The organism is Mycobacterium sp. (genome assembly GCF_032162605.1).
Taxonomy (GTDB): domain Bacteria; phylum Actinomycetota; class Actinomycetes; order Mycobacteriales; family Mycobacteriaceae; genus Mycobacterium.
In genome coordinates this window covers 28,822-50,261 of sequence record NZ_JAVROT010000386.1, presented here as the reverse complement: position 1 = coordinate 50,261, position 21,440 = coordinate 28,822, and the positions used below count along the sequence as shown (strand labels likewise).

21 protein-coding genes are annotated in these 21,440 nt (G+C 64.6%); 9 read left to right on the top strand and 12 right to left on the bottom strand.

The window, feature by feature from the left end; genetic code table 11:
* From QOI01_RS22015 to QOI01_RS21985, 7 genes are all read left to right on the top strand, one after another.
* Positions 1-1,182 (top strand): acetyl-CoA hydrolase/transferase family protein (locus tag QOI01_RS22015; RefSeq protein ID WP_526384694.1); only part of this gene is annotated, 1,182 nt, incomplete at its 5' end.
* Complete coding sequence (locus QOI01_RS22010; protein ID WP_526384692.1) at positions 1,179-2,138, top strand: hydroxymethylglutaryl-CoA lyase; 960 nt, start codon at positions 1,179-1,181, stop codon at positions 2,136-2,138. The genes QOI01_RS22015 and QOI01_RS22010, both read left to right, overlap by 4 nt.
* 36 nt (positions 2,139-2,174) lie before the next feature.
* Entirely contained in the window at positions 2,175-2,933 is a 759-nt protein-coding gene (locus tag QOI01_RS22005; RefSeq protein ID WP_526384691.1) for an SDR family NAD(P)-dependent oxidoreductase, read from the top strand.
* The gene (locus QOI01_RS22000; RefSeq protein WP_526384689.1) at positions 2,930-3,700 is read left to right on the top strand and encodes an enoyl-CoA hydratase/isomerase family protein; all 771 of its coding nucleotides are present in this window, start codon (positions 2,930-2,932) and stop codon (positions 3,698-3,700) included. Before QOI01_RS22005 ends, QOI01_RS22000 begins: the two co-directional genes overlap by 4 nt.
* A gap of 13 nt (positions 3,701-3,713) precedes the next feature.
* Entirely contained in the window at positions 3,714-4,778 is a 1,065-nt protein-coding gene (locus QOI01_RS21995) for an LLM class flavin-dependent oxidoreductase (protein WP_526384687.1), read from the top strand.
* Entirely contained in the window at positions 4,775-5,587 is an 813-nt protein-coding gene (locus QOI01_RS21990) for an enoyl-CoA hydratase/isomerase family protein (protein ID WP_526384685.1), read from the top strand. Before QOI01_RS21995 ends, QOI01_RS21990 begins: the two co-directional genes overlap by 4 nt.
* A gap of 3 nt (positions 5,588-5,590) precedes the next feature.
* Complete coding sequence (locus QOI01_RS21985) at positions 5,591-6,391, top strand: enoyl-CoA hydratase/isomerase family protein (RefSeq protein WP_526384683.1); 801 nt, start codon at positions 5,591-5,593, stop codon at positions 6,389-6,391.
* Positions 6,392-6,409: 18 nt separating this feature from the next.
* On the opposite strand, the gene QOI01_RS21980 is transcribed toward QOI01_RS21985, so the two are convergent.
* The 12 genes from QOI01_RS21980 to QOI01_RS21925 form a co-directional block, all read right to left on the bottom strand.
* Entirely contained in the window at positions 6,410-7,606 is a 1,197-nt protein-coding gene (locus tag QOI01_RS21980) for a CaiB/BaiF CoA transferase family protein (RefSeq protein ID WP_526384681.1), read from the bottom strand.
* 38 nt (positions 7,607-7,644) lie between these two features.
* Positions 7,645-8,079 carry a CAP domain-containing protein gene (locus QOI01_RS21975; RefSeq protein ID WP_526384700.1) on the bottom strand — a complete coding sequence of 145 codons (435 nt, stop codon included), beginning with the start codon at positions 8,077-8,079 and terminating at the stop codon, positions 7,645-7,647.
* A 94-nt stretch (positions 8,080-8,173) separates the two neighbouring features.
* Positions 8,174-8,626 (bottom strand): Rv1363c family protein, encoded by a 453-nt coding sequence (locus QOI01_RS21970; RefSeq protein ID WP_526384679.1) that lies wholly within the window; start codon positions 8,624-8,626, stop codon positions 8,174-8,176.
* A gap of 173 nt (positions 8,627-8,799) precedes the next feature.
* Positions 8,800-9,465, bottom strand: coding sequence for an Rv1363c family protein (locus tag QOI01_RS21965; RefSeq protein ID WP_526384677.1), 666 nt, complete (start codon positions 9,463-9,465; stop codon positions 8,800-8,802).
* 135 nt (positions 9,466-9,600) lie between these two features.
* Positions 9,601-10,926: a cytochrome P450 gene (locus QOI01_RS21960; protein ID WP_526384675.1), complete on the bottom strand. Its 1,326-nt coding sequence runs from the start codon at positions 10,924-10,926 to the stop codon at positions 9,601-9,603.
* A gap of 56 nt (positions 10,927-10,982) precedes the next feature.
* On the bottom strand, positions 10,983-12,431 hold the full coding sequence (locus QOI01_RS21955) for an aldehyde dehydrogenase (RefSeq protein WP_526384673.1): 1,449 nt from the start codon (positions 12,429-12,431) through the stop codon (positions 10,983-10,985).
* 52 nt (positions 12,432-12,483) lie between these two features.
* Positions 12,484-13,593, bottom strand: coding sequence for an NAD(P)-dependent alcohol dehydrogenase (locus QOI01_RS21950; protein ID WP_526384671.1), 1,110 nt, complete (start codon positions 13,591-13,593; stop codon positions 12,484-12,486).
* A gap of 90 nt (positions 13,594-13,683) precedes the next feature.
* On the bottom strand, positions 13,684-15,276 hold the full coding sequence (locus QOI01_RS21945; protein WP_526384669.1) for a long-chain-fatty-acid--CoA ligase: 1,593 nt from the start codon (positions 15,274-15,276) through the stop codon (positions 13,684-13,686).
* A gap of 20 nt (positions 15,277-15,296) precedes the next feature.
* Positions 15,297-16,082 carry an SDR family NAD(P)-dependent oxidoreductase gene (locus QOI01_RS21940; protein ID WP_526384667.1) on the bottom strand — a complete coding sequence of 262 codons (786 nt, stop codon included), beginning with the start codon at positions 16,080-16,082 and terminating at the stop codon, positions 15,297-15,299.
* Positions 16,082-16,954: an SDR family oxidoreductase gene (locus QOI01_RS21935; RefSeq protein ID WP_526384665.1), complete on the bottom strand. Its 873-nt coding sequence runs from the start codon at positions 16,952-16,954 to the stop codon at positions 16,082-16,084. The genes QOI01_RS21940 and QOI01_RS21935 overlap by 1 nt, the downstream gene beginning before the upstream one ends.
* 19 nt (positions 16,955-16,973) lie before the next feature.
* A complete protein-coding gene (locus QOI01_RS21930; protein ID WP_526384663.1) occupies positions 16,974-17,795 on the bottom strand; it encodes an enoyl-CoA hydratase/isomerase family protein in 822 nt (273 codons plus the stop codon).
* A 17-nt stretch (positions 17,796-17,812) separates the two neighbouring features.
* Positions 17,813-18,979, bottom strand: coding sequence for an acyl-CoA dehydrogenase family protein (locus QOI01_RS21925; RefSeq protein ID WP_526384661.1), 1,167 nt, complete (start codon positions 18,977-18,979; stop codon positions 17,813-17,815).
* Positions 18,980-19,162: 183 nt separating this feature from the next.
* Here QOI01_RS21925 and QOI01_RS21920 point away from each other — a divergent pair, with 183 nt between their 5' ends.
* Entirely contained in the window at positions 19,163-20,287 is a 1,125-nt protein-coding gene (locus QOI01_RS21920) for a helix-turn-helix transcriptional regulator (RefSeq protein ID WP_526384659.1), read from the top strand.
* Positions 20,284-21,435 (top strand): helix-turn-helix transcriptional regulator, encoded by a 1,152-nt coding sequence (locus QOI01_RS21915; RefSeq protein WP_526384657.1) that lies wholly within the window; start codon positions 20,284-20,286, stop codon positions 21,433-21,435. Before QOI01_RS21920 ends, QOI01_RS21915 begins: the two co-directional genes overlap by 4 nt.
* Positions 21,436-21,440 lie beyond the last annotated feature (5 nt).

Here is a 21,440-nt window from a genome sequence, read left to right as displayed (position 1 = left end):
TGGGGCCAGGCCGCGGCCGAGCCCCGACCACTTGTCGATGCATTGATTACTCAGAACGCACGAATCGGACACCTTCGGACCTTCACCGGATTGTCCTGGAACGACCAACTCGCGGTGACCATGCCCGCCCGGGTGTCGATGGTGAGCTATGGCGGCCTCGGTGAGCTTCGCGAACTCAGCCGCAGCGGACGCCTCGAAGTGGTGCCGTGCCACTATTCGGCACTCCCGCGGATGTTCGCCGAACGTCGGTTGCCCTGCGATGTCGGCCTGGTGCAGGTGTCGCCGCCGGATGCGGACGGGAACTGTTCACTGGGTATTGGAGTCGACTACGTTGCCGACGCGATCCGACACACGCCGGTGCTGATCGCCGAGATCAACGAACAGATGCCTGCCACCATCGGATCGGAAATGGTGCCGATGCAACGCTTTGCGGCGACCATCCACACCGACCGCGAACTGCCCCAAGATCCGACTCGGCCACCGCGGGACACCGACCGCACCATCGCCGGACACATCGCCGAACTCATCGAAGATGGCAGCACCGTGCAACTCGGCGTCGGTTCTCTTGGTGCGGCGGTCCTCGACGCCCTGGCCGAGCACGAGGATCTGGGCTTTCACACCGGCATGATCACCGACGGCCTGATGCACCTGGTGGACAAGGGTGTCGCGACGGGACGCCTCAAGGAAATCGATCCGGGCTTGGTGGTCGCCGGCACCGCGCTGGGCTCATCGGAACTCTATCGACGGATCCCCGAATTGCCGGCACGCTTTTTGCCCACGAGTTATACCCATGCACCACAGGTCCTTTCGCAGCTTGCGTCGCTGGTTTCAGTGAACTTCGCCGTCGAGGTCGACTTGTCCGGCCAGGTGGGTGCCGAAGTGAGCGGCGGCGTGTACGTGGGAGCGGTCGGCGGCCAGGTCGACTTCACCCGTGCGGCCGCACTGACCGGAAGGCGATCCATCATCGCGCTGCGCGCCTCATTCCGTGGCGGCTCGACCATCAAGGCGCGCCTGGACAGCGGCGTAGTAACCACCTCCCGCTCCGATGTCGACGTGGTCGTCACCGAATTCGGCGCCGCACATCTACGCGGCTGCAGCATCCGCGAACGTGGCAGGCGACTGGCCGCGATCGCGGCACCGGAATTCCGCGAAGAACTAGAGAAGGAGCTGACAGAACTATGAGTGCGACATCTGCGAGTCCAACGCTGCCCGCGAGCGCGCGCATCCGCGAGGTCGGCCCCCGCGACGGCTTCCAGAACGAACCCGAGGTCATCAGCACAGCCGACAAAATCGACCTGATCAACCGGCTGGCCCGGACCGGCCTCGACCGCATCGAGATCGCCAGCTTCGTGCGAGCCGATGTCATCCCGCAACTGGCCGACGCTGTCGAGGTTCTCAACGGAGTGGACATCCCCGAACACGTGGCGCTGACGGTGCTGGTGCCAAATGGGCGCGGCCTCGACAACGCACTACGGGTGCGGGACCGATTTCACGAGGTCGCCATGTTCGTCAGCGCCTCGGAAACGCACAACCTGCGCAACGTCAACCGCAGCATCGACGACTCGATGTCCGCCAACGAGATCGTCGCCAAACGGATCGACGCCGAAGGACTGCGGCCCACCGCTGTCATCGCGACGGCCTTCGGGTGCCCATTCGAGGGCAACGTCCCAATGGAGCGCACGTTGGAGATCGCCGAGCAGTTCGCCGCAGCAGGCGCCGTCGAGATCGGATTTGGCGACACTACCGGAATGGCCCATCCCGCCTATGTTTTCGACATCTTCGCCGCAGCCATCGAACGCCTGCCCGAGGTAGAGATCACCGCGCACTTTCACAACACCCGCGGTCAGGGGCTCGCCAACGCCTATGCTGCGCTGCAGGCCGGCTGCACCAGTTTCGAGTCCAGTTTCGGCGAGCTTGGCGGTTGCCCGGTGCCTGCCGGTTCGACGGGCAACATCGCCACCGAAGATCTGATCAACATGTTCCACGAAATGGGCGTGCAGACCGGGGTTTCGCTTCCCGCGGTCATCGACGCCGCCCGGGCGGCCCAGTCCGTCCTGGGGCGCAAGTTGACCAGCCACTGCATCATCGCCGGCCCGGTGGATTGGACACCCGACGGCACCACCGAGATCTGCCACTGAGACAACTAGAACCATCAGACCAAGAAAGGCAATAACATGACCGCTCGTGTCGCATTCGTCACCGGGGGCGCCCAGGGTATCGGTGCCGGAATCTCGGAAGCCCTTGGCAGCAACGGCTTCCACGTCGCCGTCGCTGACCTGAATCTCGATGCAGCGCAGGAAACCGTCGCACGCATCACCGACGCAGGAGGAAGGGCCTTCGCCGTACACGTCGACGTCACCGACACCGAATCGGTGATCGGCGCCGTCAAGACGGTCGCGGCCGAACTCGGCGAGATCGAGATCGCTGTCAACAACGCCGGGTGGGATGACTTCATGCCGTTCGTGGAGACCAACGAAGACTTCTGGAACCGCATCCTGGACATCAACTTCAAGGGAGCACTTCGGGTGTGCCACAACGTGGTTCCCGGGATGGTGGAGCGCGGGTTCGGTCGGGTGATCAACATAGGCTCGGACGCCGGCCGGGTCGGCTCCTCGCTCGAAGCCGTCTACTCGGGGGCGAAGGGCGGCATCATCGCCTTCAGCAAGACGCTGGCCCGCGAGGTCGCCACCAAGGGTGTCACCGTCAACACGGTGTGCCCGGGGCCGACGGATACGCCGGCACTGCGCAAGTTCGCCGACAGCTCCGGCCAAGACGCCGACAAGGTGCTGGGCGGAATGACCAGGTCGGTTCCGATGAAGCGGCTCGCGAAACCGTCCGACATCGCGGCCGCGGTGGCGTTCTTCGCGTCCGACGCAGCCGAATACATCACTGGCCAGACCCTTTCGGTCAGCGGCGGATTGACCATGGCGTGACCACACCTGCCGTCACCTGGTCGGCGGACGGACCCGTCCTGCACATCGAGCTCAACCGGCCGCCTGCCAATGCTCTTGGGCCGGTGATTCTCGATGGTCTGCACGCAGCACTCGACGCCGCCGACGAACTGGCCCCCAAGGTGCTCATCGTGTCCTCGGCACTCGACGGCTTCTTCGCCGCAGGCGCCGACATCAAACACATGACGACGGTCGACGCGGAGTCCTTCCGAGCCTACGGCGACGCTCTGCGCGCAGGCGTCGAGCGGCTCGCGGCGCAGCCAGCGTTGTCCATCGCCGCCATCGAGGGGTTGGCACTGGGCGGCGGCCTGGAACTGGCGATGGCGTGCACGATGCGGGTGGCTGGGGCCGGGGCGCGGCTCGGCCTACCGGAAGTGAAGCTTGGGCTGATTCCGGGTGCCGGTGGGACACAACGACTTCCGCGGCTCGTTGGACGTGGCGCAGCGTTGCATCTGATGCTCACCGGCCGCCAGATCGACTCCGCCGAGGCGCTGCGGATCGGGTTGGTCGAACGTGTCGTCGACGCCGGAACCGCCGTGCAGGCGTCGCGCGCGCTTGCCGACGAACTGTGCGCCGCGTCGGCGCCTGCTCAACAGGCCGTCCTTCGCACCGTCGACGCTGCCGCAGATCTCGACCTGGCAGCGGGATTGCACTACGAGGTCGACCAGATCCAGCAGCTATTCGAGCACGGCGAGGCGGCCGAGGGCTTGCAGGCGTTCGTCGAGAAGCGCAAGCCCAAGTTCGCCTGACAGGAGAGCGATCGTGACAACCTACGGTATCAATGCATTCGGAATAGGCTCCGGCCCAGCTCGATTCGAATCCATCGTGGAGGTGGCCCGAGCCGCGGAGGCCGCCGGCTGCAGCGCCGTGTGGACGAGCGAGCTCTACAGCCGCTCGGCAACCATCCCGATGGCGGTCATCGCGGGAGGCACCGATCGGGTCGCGATCGGATCCAATATCGCCTACGGCGTGGGCCGAACACCGTTGATCTGGGCCGCCGAGGCGCGCGACCTCGATGAGCTATCCGGTGGCCGGCTGATCCTCGGTCTGGGCAACGGCACCCCGGCCATGATGGAGCGCTGGCATGGCGTGTCTGGCGAGTCCCCCGCGCCGCGAATGCGTGAATTGGTCACGGTGCTACGCAAACTGTGGCGCCTCCACGAAGGTCCGGTCGATCACGACGGCCGGTTCTACACCGTCCACGTGGCGCCGACCTCCGACATGGCACCACCGCTGCGCGAGCACCTACCCATCTACCTCGCCGGCGTCAATCCGGTGATGGTGCGGACCGCGGGCGCGGTCGCCGACGGGCTCGTCGGGCATCCGATGTTCACCAGTGACTACGTCGAGGCGGTCGCGCGCCCCGCCTTGGTCCGCGGTGCTGCTGAGGCGGACCGATCGACCACCGACATCGCCATCACCGGCATCAAGATGTGCGCCATCGACGACGACGAGGAAAAGGCCCGCCGGCAAGCGGCTTTCGCGATCGGTCAGTACGCCGCGTCGCGGGTGTACGACCGACTCTTCGCACTGCACGGCTGGTCCGAAGCTCAGCAGGCGATCCGCCAAGCCGCCCGCGAGCGCGATACCGCTGCGCTGGTCGCCGCCGTTCCCGACGCGGCGATCGACGCCATGGCCGTGGCGACGACGCCGGCCGCGTTCGCTGAGAAGATCGCCGCCGCGTCGGTCGGCTTCGATCACGTCACCGTCATCGCCCCGCCATGGGGCCTGACCGAAGAAGAGACCCGCGAGGCGACCTGGCGGATCGTCACCGAATTGCGCTCCGTGAACGCAGCGCCCGGAGCAGTGCTGGAGGCTGCCACATGACAATCGCACCCCCCGAACATCAGACGCTGACGGTCACCACCCCGGCCGACGATGTCGCGATGATCACCCTCAATCGCCCGGACCGGCTCAATGCGATGACGGTGACGATGTTCGCCGAACTGGAAGCGGCGGCACGCGAACTCGGCGATGACCGGAGTATCCGGGTGGTGATACTCACCGGCGCAGGCGACGCGTTCTGCGCAGGCTACGACCTCGACGACGCCGAGGAACTGTCGTCGCTCTCACCGCTGGGCATGCTCGACCGCCAGGAACACGCGGCCCGCGCCCTGTCCGCGGTGCGGGCCATCCCCGTACCCGTGATCGCGGCCGTCAACGGCGCCGCCGCCGGAGGCGGCATGGCGCTGACTCTGATGGCGGACATCCGGCTCGGCTCGCCAAGGGCGAAATTCAACGCCGCCTTCGTCCGGATCGGCCTCTCAGCGGGCGATCTCGGGACGTCCTGGCTGTTGCCCAGACTGATCGGACCCGCGCAGGCAGCTGAAATCGCTTATACGGGAAAGTCAGTCGGTGCCGAGGAAGCCGAGCAACTCGGATTGCTCAATCAGGTCACCGGACCAGACGATCTGCTCGACCGGACGCTGACGATGGCCAGGCAGATCTGCGCCAATTCGCCAGGGGGCATCCGCCTGTCCAAGCGTGCCCTGCAGGCAAACATGGAGATCAGCTCCTTCGCCGCCGCCCTGGAGTTGGAGAACCGCGGTCAGGCCCTGCTCACCCGATGCGCAGACATGCCCGAGGCACTGACCGCATTCCGCGAGAAGCGCACACCCAACTTCACGGGGAACTAATCGATGAGTGACTGGAACCGGGTGTCCGCCAGGCCAATCGAGGACGTCGTGGCCGAGCTGGAGCAGGCCCGCACCCTGACGATTGCCATACCGCGGCCGGGCATCGCGGTGATGTCGGTAAACCGACCAGAGCGCGGCAACTCACAAACCGTCGAGATGTTCGGGGAAATCGCTTGGTATGCCCACGTATTGCGCAAGGCGCCACTGCGCGCACTCATCGTCACCGGCGCGGGCGGTGCGACTTTCTGCACGGGGTTCGATCTCGCCGAAGTGAACGTCATCGCCGAGATGAGCATCCCGGAGTTCACCGAACTTGTCGACACCGCTGAGGCCGGAACCTCGGGTTTGCGCGCCCTTCCGTTCCCGGTGATCGGGGCGATCAGCGGACCCGCCGCGGGCGGCGGGTTGTCGTTGGCGCTTGCGGCCGACATCCGGCTAGGAGTCGCATCGGCGAGCTTCTCAGCCGGGTTCGTACGGATCGGTCTGTCGATTGGAGAGCTGGGCGCGTCGTGGCACTTGTCGCGGCTGATCGGGCCGGCGAAAGCCGCCGAGATCTCCTTCACGGGACGCACCGTACGTTCCCAGGAGGCGGTCACCCTCGGCCTGCTCAACCGCATAGTCGCAGGCGAAGGGGAGCACGTCGTGGACGCCGCCATCGCACTTGCCGAGGCGATCTCAGGCAACAACGCGGGCGGGGTCCGCGCAACGAAGAACGCGCTGATCCGCAGCGCGGAAATCTGCTCATTCGCAGCGGCGTTGGAGTTGGAGAACCGCACCCAAACCGTCTGTCACACAGCGCAGTAAGCATGTGCGTTGCCGCTCTCAGATCACGCGATCACCCCTGAGCCGCTCGATGGCGGCATCCGTGAGGTTCAGCCAGGTCCTCAGAACGTCGTCGGTATGTTCTCCTAGGACGGGCGCCGGGGCGGGCGGAGCAACGGCGGAGTCGCCCATCTGCAGTGGACTGCCAAACACCGTGCATGCCCTGTTCCCCGTGCCGATCTCGGTGATCATGCCGCGGTCGCGCAGGACGGGGTCGTGCAGCACCTCGGACAGGGACCGGACGGGCGACGCCGGTATCTCCGCCCGCCGCAACAGATCAAATGCGGTGGCCTTGTCCAATTCGGCACTCCATGCCGCCACCGCGGTGTCGACGTCGTCCATCCTGGCCACCCTGCCCGCAGGGGTGGCGAGCGCGGGGTCCTGCGCCAGGTCGTCACGGTCCATGACGCCGCAGAGGTCGGTCCACTGTTTGGTCCGCAAGCACAGGATCGCCAGCCAGCCGTCAGTCACCGGGTAGACGTTGTAGGGGCAAACCGCCAGCCCGCCATGCCGATTCCCCGTGCGCTCGGGGAACTCGCCGTCCGCCTCCAGCATTCCGGCGAAGTTGGAGGTCAGGCTGGGGACGATGGCATCCTGCATCGCGACTTCGACGTGCTGCCCGGCTCCGGTCCTTTCGCGCTGGAACAATGCCGCGAGCACGGCCGACGCGAGATGGCTACCCGCGGCGAAGTCGACGACCGCCGGACCGGCCTTGACCGGCGCGCCGTCGGGAAAGCCCGTCGTGGCCATGACTCCGGACATCGCCTGCACGGTCACGTCCATGCCCTTCAGACCTTCGGCGGAAGGATGGTCGCCGTACGCGCGTCCGGAGGCGAAGATCAGTCGTGGATTCACCGCGTGCAGTGCCTCCCACCCGATGCCGAGTCGATGCATGACTCCTGGTGCAAAGTTCTCGACGACGACGTCGGCGTGTTCGACGAGGTCGAGGAAGAGCGTTCTTCCCTGGGGTTTCTTGAGGTCGACCCGCATGCCAATCTTGCCCGCATTGAGCATGAGGAACGCCTGGCCGGAATCCTGCCCCGTGGAGCGCCAGCGAATCGGTTCGCCCTCGAAGGGCTCAATCTTGATGACCGTGGCGCCGAGCGCCCGCAACAGGTGCGTGCAGTACGGACCCGCATAGACCTGGCCGAGATCGAGGACGACGATTCCATCGAGCGCGGTGACCGACGGTCCCATCAGCGTCGGCTGTCCATGGAAAGAGACTCGCGTTTGGGTTACGGCGTCGCGGGGTTGCCGTAGACGGCGACGACGACCGTACGGTCCAAGCTGTTCTCCGACCACACACCGATCTGCGTATAGGCGCAGTTACTCATGATGGCCATGTATGCGGGGTTGTAGTACCACTGGTTGATCAGCTCGACACCACTGATGGCCAGCGCCGGATTGATGGCCACTGTCTCGGCGACGACGCCTCGATATCCGGCATTGGTCGCTCGCTGCTGCGGTCCGGTCCCGTCCGAGCCGACGTCTCCGTCGAGTGCTCGGTTGTTCAGAACGTCGTCTGTCTGCCACTGAGCGGCCAGCTGGAGTTGCGGATTCACGTTGAGGGTGCCGAGGCAGCCGGCTTGGCGTTGCACGGTGTACACGTTCGACACCACACCGTTGTTCAAGCGTTTGTTGTCGGCGCGCGCCGGTACCGCGGCGAGCATCGCGATGCTCACGCAAATGAGCGCCACGGTCGCTGTTGGGGTGGCGTACCGGAAAGGCGTTGCACACCAGCATTTTCGGGATGTCATCGCTCACCTATACCGGGTCGAATGCACTGATGAGCCAACGACCGTCGCGTTTGTCGACGGTGACGCGCACCGAGGATGCCGAATCAGAGGGAGGGCCAGCGCCGATCGTCGTCGTTTGGTCAACGAAGACGATCACCACGGCACGGGCGGCGGAAGTCGTCACCAGCGCCGCGGCCGGCACCGTCGCCTTCGCCGTGACCGACTTCTGCTTGGCGCCCGGGATCACCACGTCGTGAGTCAACTTCGTGTAGGCGTCGAGAAAGTCACCGGTGAGCCGGTCCCGAGCGGCGCCGAGGTCCTGCTCGACGGTGTCGGGGCGGTAGGACAGGATCGCGATCGTGCCGTCGCTCGCTGCGCGGACCGACTCAGCGACCTGCGACGGATCGACGGCGGCCGTACTCGCCTGCCATTTCAGCCCCCCTGCCACTAGTGTCAAGATCAACGCGACCGCGGAAAGCACAGCAAAGACCAGAACTCGCCTGCGCCGCTGAGCTTTTGGTTTTGTAGCCACAGTGGTGACGTGCGGCTCACTTGCGTCGCGCATACCATCAGGCGCGTCGACACCAAGCTCCTCAGACTCGTCGTCGACCGACACGTCATCCTCCACTCGTGCACCACCGCGCAGCGCCGCGCTCACGGCACGAACTCCACATCGGCGACCTTGGCCGCCGACTGATCGACCTTCTTCACCACTACCCTCATTCGCCAGTAGCGGGGCTCTTGGCTCTGACCCTGTGCGGTCGAGGTACGTACTGCCACCGTCACCAGTACCTGAGCAGTGTCGCCATCGACGGATTCGATTCCGGCTTCTGATACGGCACCCGTGCTACTCGACTGAGCTTGGCGGACGGCTGCGACGAAATCCGTTGTGTGTGATTTGAATTCGTCGTAGAACTTTCCCGTCGACGCATCGAGGACTCGTTGCACATCCGAGTCGACGTCGGCGTAACGGATGGTCGTGAGGTTCAGCGCACCTTGGCGCCCGGCCTGCAAGAAGAGTTGTCGTTGCTGCTGGGTGGCGCGCGCGTGGTAAGCCGTGACGCCGAGCCAGCTCACCAATCCGGCCAGTACGCATACACACAGCACACCCACCACCAGGCCCAATGTCGTTGCATCCGTTCGGATCCGCGGCCTGCGTCGTTTCTCCTGGACAGGCTCGGCGGGCGGGTTCTCATCGACAGTGGTCTCATCGACACCGTCGCCGTTGTCGACGACTTCGAGGAGCAGCGCGTCGTCGTGAGGCTCTGCCACGTCGAACGAGTCCTCGAATCCCGACGGCACCATGGCCTTTGTCTGCACGCATCCTCCTTGGCTCGTTCAACTCAGGTTGCTCCGTGCAGACGATGAGAACATCTCCCCGAAGTGGTGGATTCACAGCGCAAAGGGAGAGTCGAGGCGGCGGCGCGCGCATCTGTTGGATTGGCGACGCAGCTATCAGTCGGCGAACGTGATCTTCACCGGCATGTTCTTCAGGCCTCCGACGAACGCGGTCTGAATGACCTTGGTGGGGCCGGTCAGCTCGATTGATTCGATCTTGGGCAGCAGTTCCTCGGTCATGATGCGGAGTTCCTGCTTGGCCAAGTGCATCCCTATGCACATGTGCGGACCGTAGCCGAAGGCAATGTGCTTGTTGGGATGCCGATCGATGTTGAAGACATCGGGCTCGTCGAACACGTCGGCGTCGCGGTTACCGGACTGGTAGAGCAACATGAAGCGGTCGCCCACCTCGATGTCCCGGCCCCGCAGTGTGTATGGCGCGAGGGCGGTACGCATGAAGTGCTTGACCGGCGACGCCCAGCGTAGCGACTCATTGATGAACGCGGGCGCCAGTGAGAGGTCATTCTTGATGCGCTGCAACAGCTCCGGGTTCTGCGCCAACGCATGGATTCCGCCTGCGAGCGTCGACGTGGTGGTGTCATGGCCGGCGGTGGCGATGGCGACGAAGTACCCGTAGGCGATCTCCGGCGGATAAAACTCGCCATCGGCGCTGCGCGCGTTGGCGATGATGGTCGCGAGGTCGTCGCGCGGAGTCGCGCGCCGATCCTGGAGCAGGACGTCGAAGTATGCGTAGAAGTCCTGAACGACTGCCGCCCACTGCTGCGCAGCCGCGGCGGGTGAGACGGGCTCGATGTCATCGCGGATGGCGTCGGGGTCTTCAGTCCCGAACAGGTCCTGGGACAGCGACATCATCCGCGGCTCATCGGATTCCGGCACCCCGAACAGACTCATCACCACGTGCAGCGGGTAATGCATCGAAAAGTCCTTGACGAAGTCGATGTTGCCATCGGTCTGCAGCAGCTTGCCGACGGCCTCGCGGGCCAGCTCCCGGATCGGGGCTTCCCACTTCTTCAGGTTGTTCGGCCGGAACCAGTCCAATGCGATGTCCTTGATCAGGCTGTGCTCGGGTGGGTCCATCCACGGCAGCATGTCCATGATCCGCACGCTTCCACCGGTGAGCGACCTGGTGAACTCGTCTCCGGCCTTGTTGGTCAGGATGGGATTCTCCGAGCCGGGCTTATCGCCTCCGCCGCTCGTGAAGATGTCGGGTTGACGTTCGATCTCCATGATGTCGGCGTGCTTGCTCACCAGGTAGATGGGGTCGAAGCCGTCGACATGGGCGATGCCGAGCGGGTTGTGCTCCCGGAGCGACCGGTAGGCCTCGAAGAGGGCCACCTCGTCGCGGTGGCCCTCGGCAAGGATGATCTGCTTGGCCACCGAGCCCGGGAGCGCGATGTCTGTCGACGCCTGAGTGGATGTCATATGTCTTGTCTTCCTGCCTGATTCGATTCCGTGTGTTGAGGGAGACTGACGCTCCGTCAGAGGTAGATCGACTTCTGAGTGAGGTACGCCGAGAGCGCTTCGGGACCCAACTCGCGGCCGAGTCCGCTGGCCTTGATGCCGCCGAAGGGCGCGGTGGGATCGGGGAGATAGCCGTTGATTCCGACGGTTCCGGTGGCGACGCGCATGGCCACGTCGACGCCACGGTCGTGGTCAGTCGTCCATACCGAGCCGCCAAGCCCGAAGTCGCTGTCGTTTGCGATCTCGATGGCCTGATCGTCACCGTCGTAGGGGATGAGTGACAGCACGGGGCCGAAGATCTCTTCCTGTGCGATCACGTAGTTGTTGTCGACGTCCGCGAAGATCGTCGGTTCGACGAACCATCCGGCATCCAGACCTGCTGGGCGCCCACCGCCGGTGGTGATCCTGGCTCCCTCTCCCTTTCCTTTCGCGATGTAGGACTCCACGCGATCGCGCTGTCGTGCGCTGGCCATCGGACCGATTTGGGTGCTGGGGTCCAAGGCGTTTCCGACGGTCAGCGAGCCGGCAAGGGCCGTGAACATGTCGACGACCTCCTGATAGCGGGACCGCGGAGCCAGCACGCGGGTGCCGAGGTAGCAGGCCTGGCCGCTGTTGAGCAGGGTGGCCGCGAACAACTGCTCACCGATCGTGGCAAGGTCGAGGTCCGCGTCGTCGAGGATGATCGCCGCCGACTTGCCGCCGAGCTCGAGGGTGACCGGCCTCAACAGCCTGCCGCACGCTTCGGCGATGCTGCGACCCGCGGCCGACGAGCCCGTGAAGGCGACCTTGTCGATGCCCGGATGGGACACGAGGTAGGCACCGGTTCCCCGTCCTCCTGGCACGATGTTGACCACGCCATCGGGGATGCCAGCGGCCATCACCGCGTCCGCAAGGAGGTAGCTGTCGAGCACAGTCTCCGGGGACGGCTTGATGACGAAGGTGCATCCGGCTGCGAGTCCGGGGGCGTACTTGAATGCCGCGAGCGCCTGCGGAAAGTTCCACGGGACTATCGCTGCAACCACACCGACGGGTTTTGTCGTCACCAGGGTCGATCCCCCGAGTAGCCCGGGCCGGGTCTCGGCGAAACTATGCTCGCGAACCAATCCCGCGTAGTAACGCAGCAGCAGCTGCGGGAACACCGCCTCCAACTTCTCGCCGACTGCGACCGGCATGCCGTTCTGCGAGCTGACCGCCTCGACGATCTGCGGTGCGCGCTTGTCCAGTTCGTCGGCCAGTCGCTCCAGCGCGGCACCCCTCTCCGTTCCCGACCAGTGCGCCCATCCCTTCGGGTCGCGGAACGCCGCAGACGCCGCGGCCACGGCGGCGTCGATGTCGGCTTCGGCGCCCTCGGGCGTCGAGCCGATCACTTCCTCGGTATTCGGCGAGATCACCGTGATCCGCCCCGACGAGACAGGCTCGCGCCAGCCACCGCCGATGAAGAGATCCTTGAATTCCGTTGTGATCATTGCGGACTCCCTTGTTCGATGGTGTGAGTGGACTTTCGATGGTCTGAGTGGACTAGGCCAGGTCGTTGAGCAGGACGACCTTGATGGCCTCACCGTTGAGCTGGGCCTGAACCGCCTCATTGATCTGCGAGAACGGGAAGGTGGTGATGAGCTTGTCGAACGGGAACTTCCCCGCCCGATGCAGATCCAGTAGGTACGGGATGAAGGTCTGGGGGTCCGCGTCACCCTCGACGATGCCGCGGATGGTGATGCCGAACAGCTGCGACTGGAACAAGGCGATCGGTAGTGCCGCACCAAGATCGGCAGGCACCCCGACCAGGCCGAGGGTTCCACGCACGGCCAGGGCCGCCACGAGTTGTTCGAGCACGGCGATGATCGCGGTGGTGTCGACGGCGTAGTCCACCCCTTCGGGCACGATCGCGCGAACCTGATCGGCCACTGGGCCCGCCGCGGGGTCGATCGCGTGGGTTGCGCCCAAGTCCAGTGCCAATTGCCTACGCGCATCATTGGGTTCGACGACGATGATGGTGCCGACCTCGCGCACCACCGCCGCCAGCACCGACGACAATCCCACCGACCCGGCACCGGCCACGATCAACGATGCCCCGGGCTCGACGTCGAGTGAGTTCAGCACCGCACCGGCGCCAGTCTGAATTCCGCAGCCCAGCGGGCCGGCGAGCTCTACGGCGGCATCATCCGGCAGCTTCACGACGTTGCGCTCATGCGCGATCGCATGCGTGGCGAACGAGGACTGCCCGAAGAAGTTGCTCGCGATGGGGGTGGCGTCGGCCGATATCGCCGAGCTCCCGTCGAGGCGGCCGCCTGCGAAGTTATGGGCCATGAAGTTAAGGCAGTACGCCGGAGCGCCTTTCGCGCACTGTTTGCATTCACCGCAGCTGTCGAAGCTCAGGGCCACCTTGTCCCCCACGCTGATACCGGTAACGCCGTCACCAAGGGCACTGACCACGCCGCTGCCCTCGTGGCCGAGGATTCCCGGGAACGGGAACGGCAGGTGTCCGTCGCGGACTCCGATGTCGGTGTGGCAGATGCCGACGCCTGCGATCTTGATTGCAATCTCACCGGGGCCGGGCGCGGCGATGTCGACCGTCCGCACGTCGAAGTCGGCACCAACCGAAGGCGCCACTGCTGCAGTGATTTCCATATCCGCTCCCTGCTGTTCTTGAACCGACGATCCAACGCTAGGTAGCTCACACCGGCGCGGGAACACTCTTGACGATCAATCCCTCTAACTTCACCCCTGATGTACCTCGGAAGGGGTAAGGGCTCCGATCGCCGTCTTCAGCATTTCGTCACGCAGTGCGCGTTTGAGCACCTTGTTGCTCGCCGTCAGCGGCAAACTGTCAACGAACCGAACCTGTTTGGGCACCTTGTAGCCGGCGATGAGTTCGCGGCAGTGTGCGATCACGCCTTCCTCGGAAAGTTCGACGCCGGGTTTCGGAACCACGACGGCGACCACTCGCTCCCCCCATTTCTCGTCGGGCAGGCCCACGACCGCGCACGTGGACACTCCGTCGAGACGCAGCACAGCCTGCTCGACCTCCGTCGAGTAGACGTTGGATCCGCCGGTGACGATCATGTCCTTGAGCCGATCAACGATGTAGAACAGCCCTTCGGCGTCCCGATAGCCACAGTCACCCGAGTGATACCAGCCATCACGGAACGTGGTGGCTGTCGTCTCCGGCTGGTTGAAGTAGGCGGTGATCAACGACGGCGACCTGATCAGAAACTCACCCACCTCGCCATGAGGCAGCTCGCTTCCATCGGGGTCGGCAACCTTGATGTCGACCAGCGGCAGGGGGCGGCCGCAAGACGTCAGCCTCGTCGCATCGTCGAGGCGGTGGTCCTCGGGCAGCAGGAACGTCACACCGGCACTCGTCTCGGTGGCGCCATAGAAGTTCAGGAAGTCGCAGGCGATTTCTTTCAACGCCCGCGTCAGCAGACTCAGACTGATCGACGCGCCCGCATAGACGATGAGCCGCACCGACGAGTAGTCGGCGTAGGCGGCACCGGGGTCGTCGAGCAACATCTGAATGACGGTCGGAACCAACGGAACTACGGTGGGTCGGTCGCGCACGATGAGCTCGATCAACTCTGCCGGCGTCGGCATCGAGTAGACCGCGATCGGAACACCGTTGTACAAGGCCTGGAGCGACAGTCCGACTGCCATGGCATGGAAGAGTGGCATGACGGTCAACATCAGGTCGTCGGCGGCGTAGCCGAAAGACGGCTCAAGGTGCTCGCACAGGCGAAGGTAGAGGTAACCCTGATGAGAGAGTTGAGCGCCTTTGGGTTTTCCCGTCGTTCCCGACGTGTACATCAGGATGGCCGTACACCACGGATCTACTTCGACAGCCGGATCAGCATCTGACGCTGATCTCACGAGAATGTCGAGTTCAGCGGATTCTCGCTGCGCGGAATCGAATTCGATGATATGCACCTGAATGCCTGCCCTCGCAGCGGCGTCGACCGCAAAACTCACGAATTCGTGATCCGCGATGAGCACCTCAGGCGTTGAATCACGCAGGATCTCTTCGAGTTCGGGCGCGGCAAGGCGCCAGTTCAGTGGCAGGAGCGCGGCGCCCACCTTGCTGACACCGAAGAGGACCTCGAAGTAGCGGGTCGTGTTCTTACCGAGGAATGCAACGCGCGCACCTTCCAAGACACCAAAATTCAGAAGCACATTGGCGATCCGGTTCGACCGCGCGTCTAGTTCGGCGAACGTGGTCGAACCAGTAGCGTCCGACAACGCCGTTGCGTCGGGGGTCGTCCGCGCGTAGTGGCGCGGAATGTCACCGAGGGTCTTGATTTCTGCGTGCAGCCACATTTTCGCCTCCTCTTGATCCGTCAGGCAACGGATATTCCGCCGTTGATGCTGATGGCCTGGCCGGTGATCCGCGCACCTGCGGGACTGGCCAGAAACAGCGTCATCGCTGCCAGATCCGCTGGCGAAGCCACACCCAGATGCGCCATGGCAGCGGCCTTTTCGAACAGTTTGGCGCTGAAGGGATCCGAGCCGATGAGCGCGGCGCCCGGAGTATCGGAGATGAGCGAGGGGGTGAGGACATTGATCCTGACACCTTCTCGCTTGGCTTCCAGTGCGGCCGCCTTGGAAAACATCACGATGGCTGCCATCGCCGCACCGACGAGAGTCTCGCCGGGTGTCGCCACCTTCGCCGCATCGGACGCGACGCTGATGATGGACCCCGTTCCGTTCCCCCGCATAGCCGGAAGCGCGGCATGCATCATGTGCAGCGGCGGCAGGATGATCTCGCTGATGCGCTGCGCAACGAACTGGATCGGGATCGTATGCAGCAAGCGCGGATGATCGCTGGGCCCAGTGGTGTTAACCAGTACGTCTATCGAGCCGAGCGCGGCGCGACATTCTTGCTCGGCCCGCAGGGTGTCGTTCGGGTCGGTCGCGTCGACCCGGACGAAACTGACCTCCCCGCCCGATGCGCGCAGGCGTAGCTTCTTGCATGCCACCGCGCCGCGATCGTGATCTCGGCCCAGCAGCACGACACGAGCGCCCTGTTCGACGAACTGGCTCGCGGTTTCGAGTCCCACACCGGCCGTGCCGCCCAGGACGGCGACGCCACAGCCGGCGAAGGGCAAAGGCGGCGAAAGGGCCATCACGCCTCGTGAAGGATCGCGGGCATCGAGGACCGATGGAAGCCATCGAAGGCGACGTTGTTCCGGCTCGGCTGCAGATCCCACCACCCACGCCGGGCGTTTGGCGCTCCTCCGTCGATGCGAATGCACGAGCCGGTGATGTAACTCGCCGCCGGGGAGAGGAGATAGACGATCGCTGCCGAGACTTCGGCCTCAGTTCCGAACCGCTGCAGGGGAATACCCGGAGTCAACTCGTTCTGAATGAACGCCGTGTCCTTGTCCTCGTAGGTGTCGAGGCCTTGGGATGCTATCGACCCCGGGGCTACGGTGTTGACCCGAACGCCCGATTCCGCCCACTCGGTTGCCGCGCACTCACTGAGGGTGAGCATTCCACCGCGCGCCGCGGCGGAATGAGAGAAGTGTGGCCAGCCATGCCAGATGTCGGCGATCATGTTCACGATCGCACCGCCGTTGTCGATCATCCAGCGGTTGTAGACCTCCCGCATGACGATGAACCCGCCGGTCAGGTTGCTCTTGACGACAGCCTCGAAACCCTTGGTGGAGATCGTCTTCAGTGGCGCCCGGTACTGGCCGCCTGCGTTGTTGACCAGGCCGTCGATGCGTCCGTGGTCGGCGAGCACCCGCTCGACGGTGGCGATGACGGCGCCTTCGTCGCGGATGTCGGCAATGTGGGTGGAGAGGGAACCACCGTCTGATTCGACCTCTTCGCGGACCCGATCGAGTTTCACTTCGTTGCGTCCGACGATCGCGACATGCGCACCGAGTGAAGCCAACTCGTGCGCCGTGCAACGCCCGATACCGCTTCCGCCACCGGTGACTACGACGACCTGGTCTCGAAATAGCCCCGGGCTGTATATCGATCTGTAAGACATTTCTTGGCCCCTCGGCTCGTCAGATCCCTGTGGAGTTCGTCGTCACCCGGTCGTCGTCGCGCCGCTCGATGAACTCCTCTTTGCGCTCGACGATGTCGGGATTGCCCATCGTGGAATAGCCGTACAAGCACTCCAGTCGCAGCTGATCATCCAAGGGTCTCCCGATCACCTCGAGGATGGTCTGCTTTGCGGATTCCACTGCTGCCCTTGGATTTCGCAGAATCTTGGCCGCGACGTCCTCGGCGGTCGCCATCACCTGGTCGTGGGGGACCACGCGGTTCACCAGGTGTATCTCCTTGGCCCGCTGCGCGTCGATCGGCTCGCCCATCAGCTCCAGCTCCATCGCGATGCCAACGCCGACCGTGTTGACCAGCCGGACGATCCCGCCGTCGGCGAAGTGCATGCCGCGGCGCATGTGGAAGAACCCAAAATTCGCTCGTTCCGAGGCGATCCGGATGTCGCAGGCCAGGGCTAGTTCGATGCCGCCCCCGATGACCCATCCGTTGAGCGCCGCGATGATGGGTTTCGGCGTCCGATGCAGACCGCGGGTGATGCGGCCGGCGAATCCCTTGTCGAGCAGGCTGCGTCCGAGTTCCGGCCCCGCGTTCAACCAGGGATCGACGTGAGACTTGAGATCGGCGCCAGCACAGAACGTCTTGTCTCCGGCCCCGGTCAGGATCGCCAGCCGGATATCGGGATCGTCCCGAAAACTCGTCCACGCCTCGAACAACAGCTCATCGGTTTCGGTATCGATGGCGTTGTGAACCTCCGGGCGGTTCAGTGTGATGTACGCGATCTGATCGCGCGTCTCGTAGATCACCTTGGGCTTTTGAACGGGCATCGGGACCCCCTGCGTGTTCACGCCGACACCGCACTGCGGCCGGCTTTGTGTCGGGCGATGACGAGCTTCATGATCTGGGCGGTACCGTCGCCGATCTGCAGCCCGAGGACGTCTCGGAGCCGTTGCGCGTAGGGCATCTCCTCGGTGTAGGCACCGTGCCCGTTGAGCAGCAGACAGGTCTGGACGATGTCGAACGCCAACTTGGGGCCCCACCACTTACACATGGCGGCCTCGGCGGTGTGCGGCAGTCCTTCGTCCTTGAGCCACAACGTTTTCAGGCACAGCAGGCGACACGCCTCGAGCTGGGTCTCGGCCTCTGCCAAGGGAAACGACACCCCCTGGTTGGCGATGAGCGGCTTACCAAAGCTCGTTCGCTCAGTCGTCGACAGCCACGTCTCGTCGAGCGACTGGCGGGCGACCGCCAGACACTGCAATCCGATCAGGGCGCGGCTGTAGTCGAAACCCTGCATCACCTGGATGAAGCCTTCGTTCTCCCGACCGATGAGGTGATTCGCCGGTATGACGACCCTGTCGAAGTAGACCGATCCCCGGCCGGCGCATCGTCCGCCGAGGTCGTCGAACTCGCTGGTCTTGATTCCTGGTAGGTCGAGCGGGACGAGAAAGGCGCTGATCCCGCGGGCGCCGCTGGATTGAGCTCCAGTGCGGGCCCAGACGATCGCAAAGTCGGCCTGAGCGGCAAAGCTGGTGGACGTCTTCTCACCGTCGAGGACGTACGTGTCGCCGTCCTTGGATGCGCGCAGCGTCAGGTTCGCAGCGTCGGATCCACCCCCTGGTTCGGTAAGACCGATGGCGGGGATCATCCTGCCTTCGGTGACGCCACGCAGCCACGGCTCGACGACGTGGGGCGTTCCGTGTCCGGCGAGGATCACTCCGCTCAACGACATGGTCACCATCAGCTGGCCGATGTTGTAGTCGGCCCGGCACAGGGCTTCGAGCACCAGACCCGCTGTCGTGCAGTCCAGTCCAAGGCCGCCGTACGCCTCGGCCAGCTCCACGCCGAACAAGCCGAGTTCACCCATTGCACGCAGCGTCGCGCGGTCGAACGCGCCTTCCCGTTCGCGTTGTTTGTAATACGGAGCCAGCTGTTGCTCGCCGAATCGGCGGGCGACATCGACCAGCGCCTCCTGCTCTGCGGTGATCGCGAAGCTCAACGGCCCCGTCATGGCTCTCCCTTGCTACTGTGCCCCACACGTGATGCGGCGACGCAGGTCACAGTCTTCAAGCGCACCACCGGCGTCGCCCCCGCCCAATGGGTGATGTTCGTGGCCCAAAAGGAGGAAATGGGACTCTGCACGTCCGATGGAGCGCCCGTAGTCGGGGATGCTCGGCTCAGCGGAGGTGACGGAATGCAGGCAGTGCGAGCGACGCCCGCGAGCGTCGACGACGAGCTGGCCGAGCTGCGCGATGCGCGGCGTCGGGCACTCGCGGAGCACGCCTTCACGGCCGAAGCGGCCAGGGCCCGACTCCAAAGACTGCAGGACATCAACGTTGATGCCGCCGCTCAGTCGGCTCGAGGTCGCGCGCTGCTGCGGTCGCTGGTCGACATCGACGACGAGCGCCGCAAGCAGGACGACCACGATGTGGCCCAGCGGCAACGCGCCGACATCGCGATTCAGCGCGCACTGGGCCGACTTCGTGAGCTCGATTCCAGCGCCGAGATGTCGCGCCGCGCCCCCGGCGAACTACGCGAGGCATGTGGCTTCACCAGAGTGATGATCTCGTCCGCACGGGGCTCCCGGTGGATGCCGGACACCCTGCGCCGAAGCGATCATGCGGACCCGGATTCGGCCGAGTTCGCCCGGTTTGCCAAGGACGACAACGAGATTCCGCTTGCCCGTCTGATGCCCGAGACAGAGATGGTGCGACATCGGGTGCCCGTCATCGTGCCGGAGATCGGCGCACACGCCTATCAGCCGCTTATGGCCGTGACCAAGTCGACGTCATACGTCGCAGCTCCGATCGTGACGACACGGCGAGTCATCGGCTTCTTCCACGCCGACCGGTTCGGGCAGACCAACGACGTCACCCAGGGCGACCTGGACAGCATCGCGCTGTTCGCCGCCGAGTTCGGCGTGCTGTTCGAGCATGCGACCCTCGCTGACCGGGTGCGACAACAACGCGCGAAGTGGACGTCGACGCTGCTGAGCGCAATCGAGCGATTGGACGCCCAGACGATCGCACTTCGACCGGCCGCGTTGGCGGTCCCAGTCCAAGACGAAACGCAGCGTCCGGCGGAAATCGGCATGGCGACGGGCGTTCCCGGCCGGGCGCTGACCGAACGTGAACGCCAAGTGGTGAATCTGCTCGCATCGGGGGCGACCAACAGGGTCATCGCGCAAGAGCTGGTCCTCTCAGTGAACACCGTGAAGACACACGTCAAGAACGTCATGAAGAAGCTGAATGCCGCAAGCCGCGCCGACGCGGTCGCAAAGTATCTGCGGCTGCGACTCCGTCAGGGAGGTCTGGCATGACCGATGGACAGACGAGATCGCGCGCCGCGCGTGAGATTGCATCCGCCGCGGTCCGGTTGACCCACCAAGCGTCGGAGCTCGTCGACATCGAACCCCCTACGATCGCTGATCTCCGCGCGAACCCGACCGCAGTCGAATCGCTGCTGCACCGACTCGTGTCGCTGATCGGCGCGGAGAGTGCTCGTCACGAATCCGACACCGGAGAGCAGGTCCTGGTCGCGATGGGACTCGAGGCACTCGCCCTGACATGGGAATGGCGCCAATTCCGGCATCGCAATATCGCGGATCAGCGAGACAAACTGCATCACAGCCTGATTCGACTGAGGGCGCTGAAGACCGAGGACGAACTCTTCGATCAGATCTGCGAGGAGGCTTGCCGCGCCAGCGGTGCAGGTCGCCCGCTGTTGGCCCGTATCGATGGGGAATGCTGGATTGCGTCGCGACAATTCGATCCCGCAACGCCGCGCGACATCACCCCGGCATCGCAGGACGCCCACGCTCAGCCAGTGCGAACGCTGGCCATCGAGTCATCCGTCGTCAACAGCCGCCGTTGCATGCGGGTAGCCGGCGGCCCTCACCCGGAACATCCAGCCCCGGTCCGGAAGCTGCTGCGCCGCAGCCCCTTCACTGTCGCACCCATCATCGTGAGCGGTGACGTCATCGGACTCGTGTATGCACCTGAATCTCTCACCACGCGGTGGAGTCCGGCGGATGTCACCGGATACCTGCAGATCTTCATAGCGACCGTCGGCCACCTCCTCGAGCGGGCGGTGATGTTCGCGTATGTCGAAGGACAGTCTTCCTTACTGCGCGAGGCACTTTCGGCCGCAGAGCTCGCCGTCACGGGGCTCGACGACGATGTCGACCTCGTCCAGTTGGTCGGGCGCCAACAAGCTGGGCACACGCCTTCCGGTGCGACGCCATGGACGACTCCCACGCGTCGACCCGACCAGGATTTCACGGCACGCGAGAGTGATGTGATGGCCTTGTTGGCGCAGGGTATGGACAACACCCGGATCGCCCAGCAGTTGGCCGTCGCGACGACCACGGTGAAATCTCACCTACAGAATATGTTGCGCAAGGCTGGCGCCGTCAACCGTGCCGAACTCATTTCTCAGTTCTACGGCCAGACCCGGCTCACTCCTTGACCTCG

Excerpts from the sequence above, each read along its gene's own strand:
- QOI01_RS22010 (WP_526384692.1), top strand. The coding sequence starts at position 1,179 with ATGAGTGCGACATCTGCGAGTCCAACGCTGCCCGCGAGCGCGCGCATC.
- QOI01_RS22005 (WP_526384691.1), top strand. The coding sequence starts at position 2,175 with ATGACCGCTCGTGTCGCATTCGTCACCGGGGGCGCCCAGGGTATCGGT.
- QOI01_RS21990 (WP_526384685.1), top strand. The coding sequence starts at position 4,775 with ATGACAATCGCACCCCCCGAACATCAGACGCTGACGGTCACCACCCCG.
- QOI01_RS21985 (WP_526384683.1), top strand. The coding sequence starts at position 5,591 with ATGAGTGACTGGAACCGGGTGTCCGCCAGGCCAATCGAGGACGTCGTG.
- QOI01_RS21980 (WP_526384681.1), bottom strand. The coding sequence starts at position 7,606 with ATGGGACCGTCGGTCACCGCGCTCGATGGAATCGTCGTCCTCGATCTC.
- QOI01_RS21975 (WP_526384700.1), bottom strand. The coding sequence starts at position 8,079 with ATGCTCGCCGCGGTACCGGCGCGCGCCGACAACAAACGCTTGAACAAC.
- QOI01_RS21960 (WP_526384675.1), bottom strand. The coding sequence starts at position 10,926 with ATGACATCCACTCAGGCGTCGACAGACATCGCGCTCCCGGGCTCGGTG.
- QOI01_RS21955 (WP_526384673.1), bottom strand. The coding sequence starts at position 12,431 with ATGATCACAACGGAATTCAAGGATCTCTTCATCGGCGGTGGCTGGCGC.
- QOI01_RS21950 (WP_526384671.1), bottom strand. The coding sequence starts at position 13,593 with ATGGAAATCACTGCAGCAGTGGCGCCTTCGGTTGGTGCCGACTTCGAC.
- QOI01_RS21945 (WP_526384669.1), bottom strand. The coding sequence starts at position 15,276 with ATGTGGCTGCACGCAGAAATCAAGACCCTCGGTGACATTCCGCGCCAC.
- QOI01_RS21940 (WP_526384667.1), bottom strand. The coding sequence starts at position 16,082 with ATGGCCCTTTCGCCGCCTTTGCCCTTCGCCGGCTGTGGCGTCGCCGTC.
- QOI01_RS21935 (WP_526384665.1), bottom strand. The coding sequence starts at position 16,954 with ATGTCTTACAGATCGATATACAGCCCGGGGCTATTTCGAGACCAGGTC.
- QOI01_RS21930 (WP_526384663.1), bottom strand. The coding sequence starts at position 17,795 with ATGCCCGTTCAAAAGCCCAAGGTGATCTACGAGACGCGCGATCAGATC.
- QOI01_RS21925 (WP_526384661.1), bottom strand. The coding sequence starts at position 18,979 with ATGACGGGGCCGTTGAGCTTCGCGATCACCGCAGAGCAGGAGGCGCTG.
- QOI01_RS21920 (WP_526384659.1), top strand. The coding sequence starts at position 19,163 with ATGCAGGCAGTGCGAGCGACGCCCGCGAGCGTCGACGACGAGCTGGCC.
- QOI01_RS21915 (WP_526384657.1), top strand. The coding sequence starts at position 20,284 with ATGACCGATGGACAGACGAGATCGCGCGCCGCGCGTGAGATTGCATCC.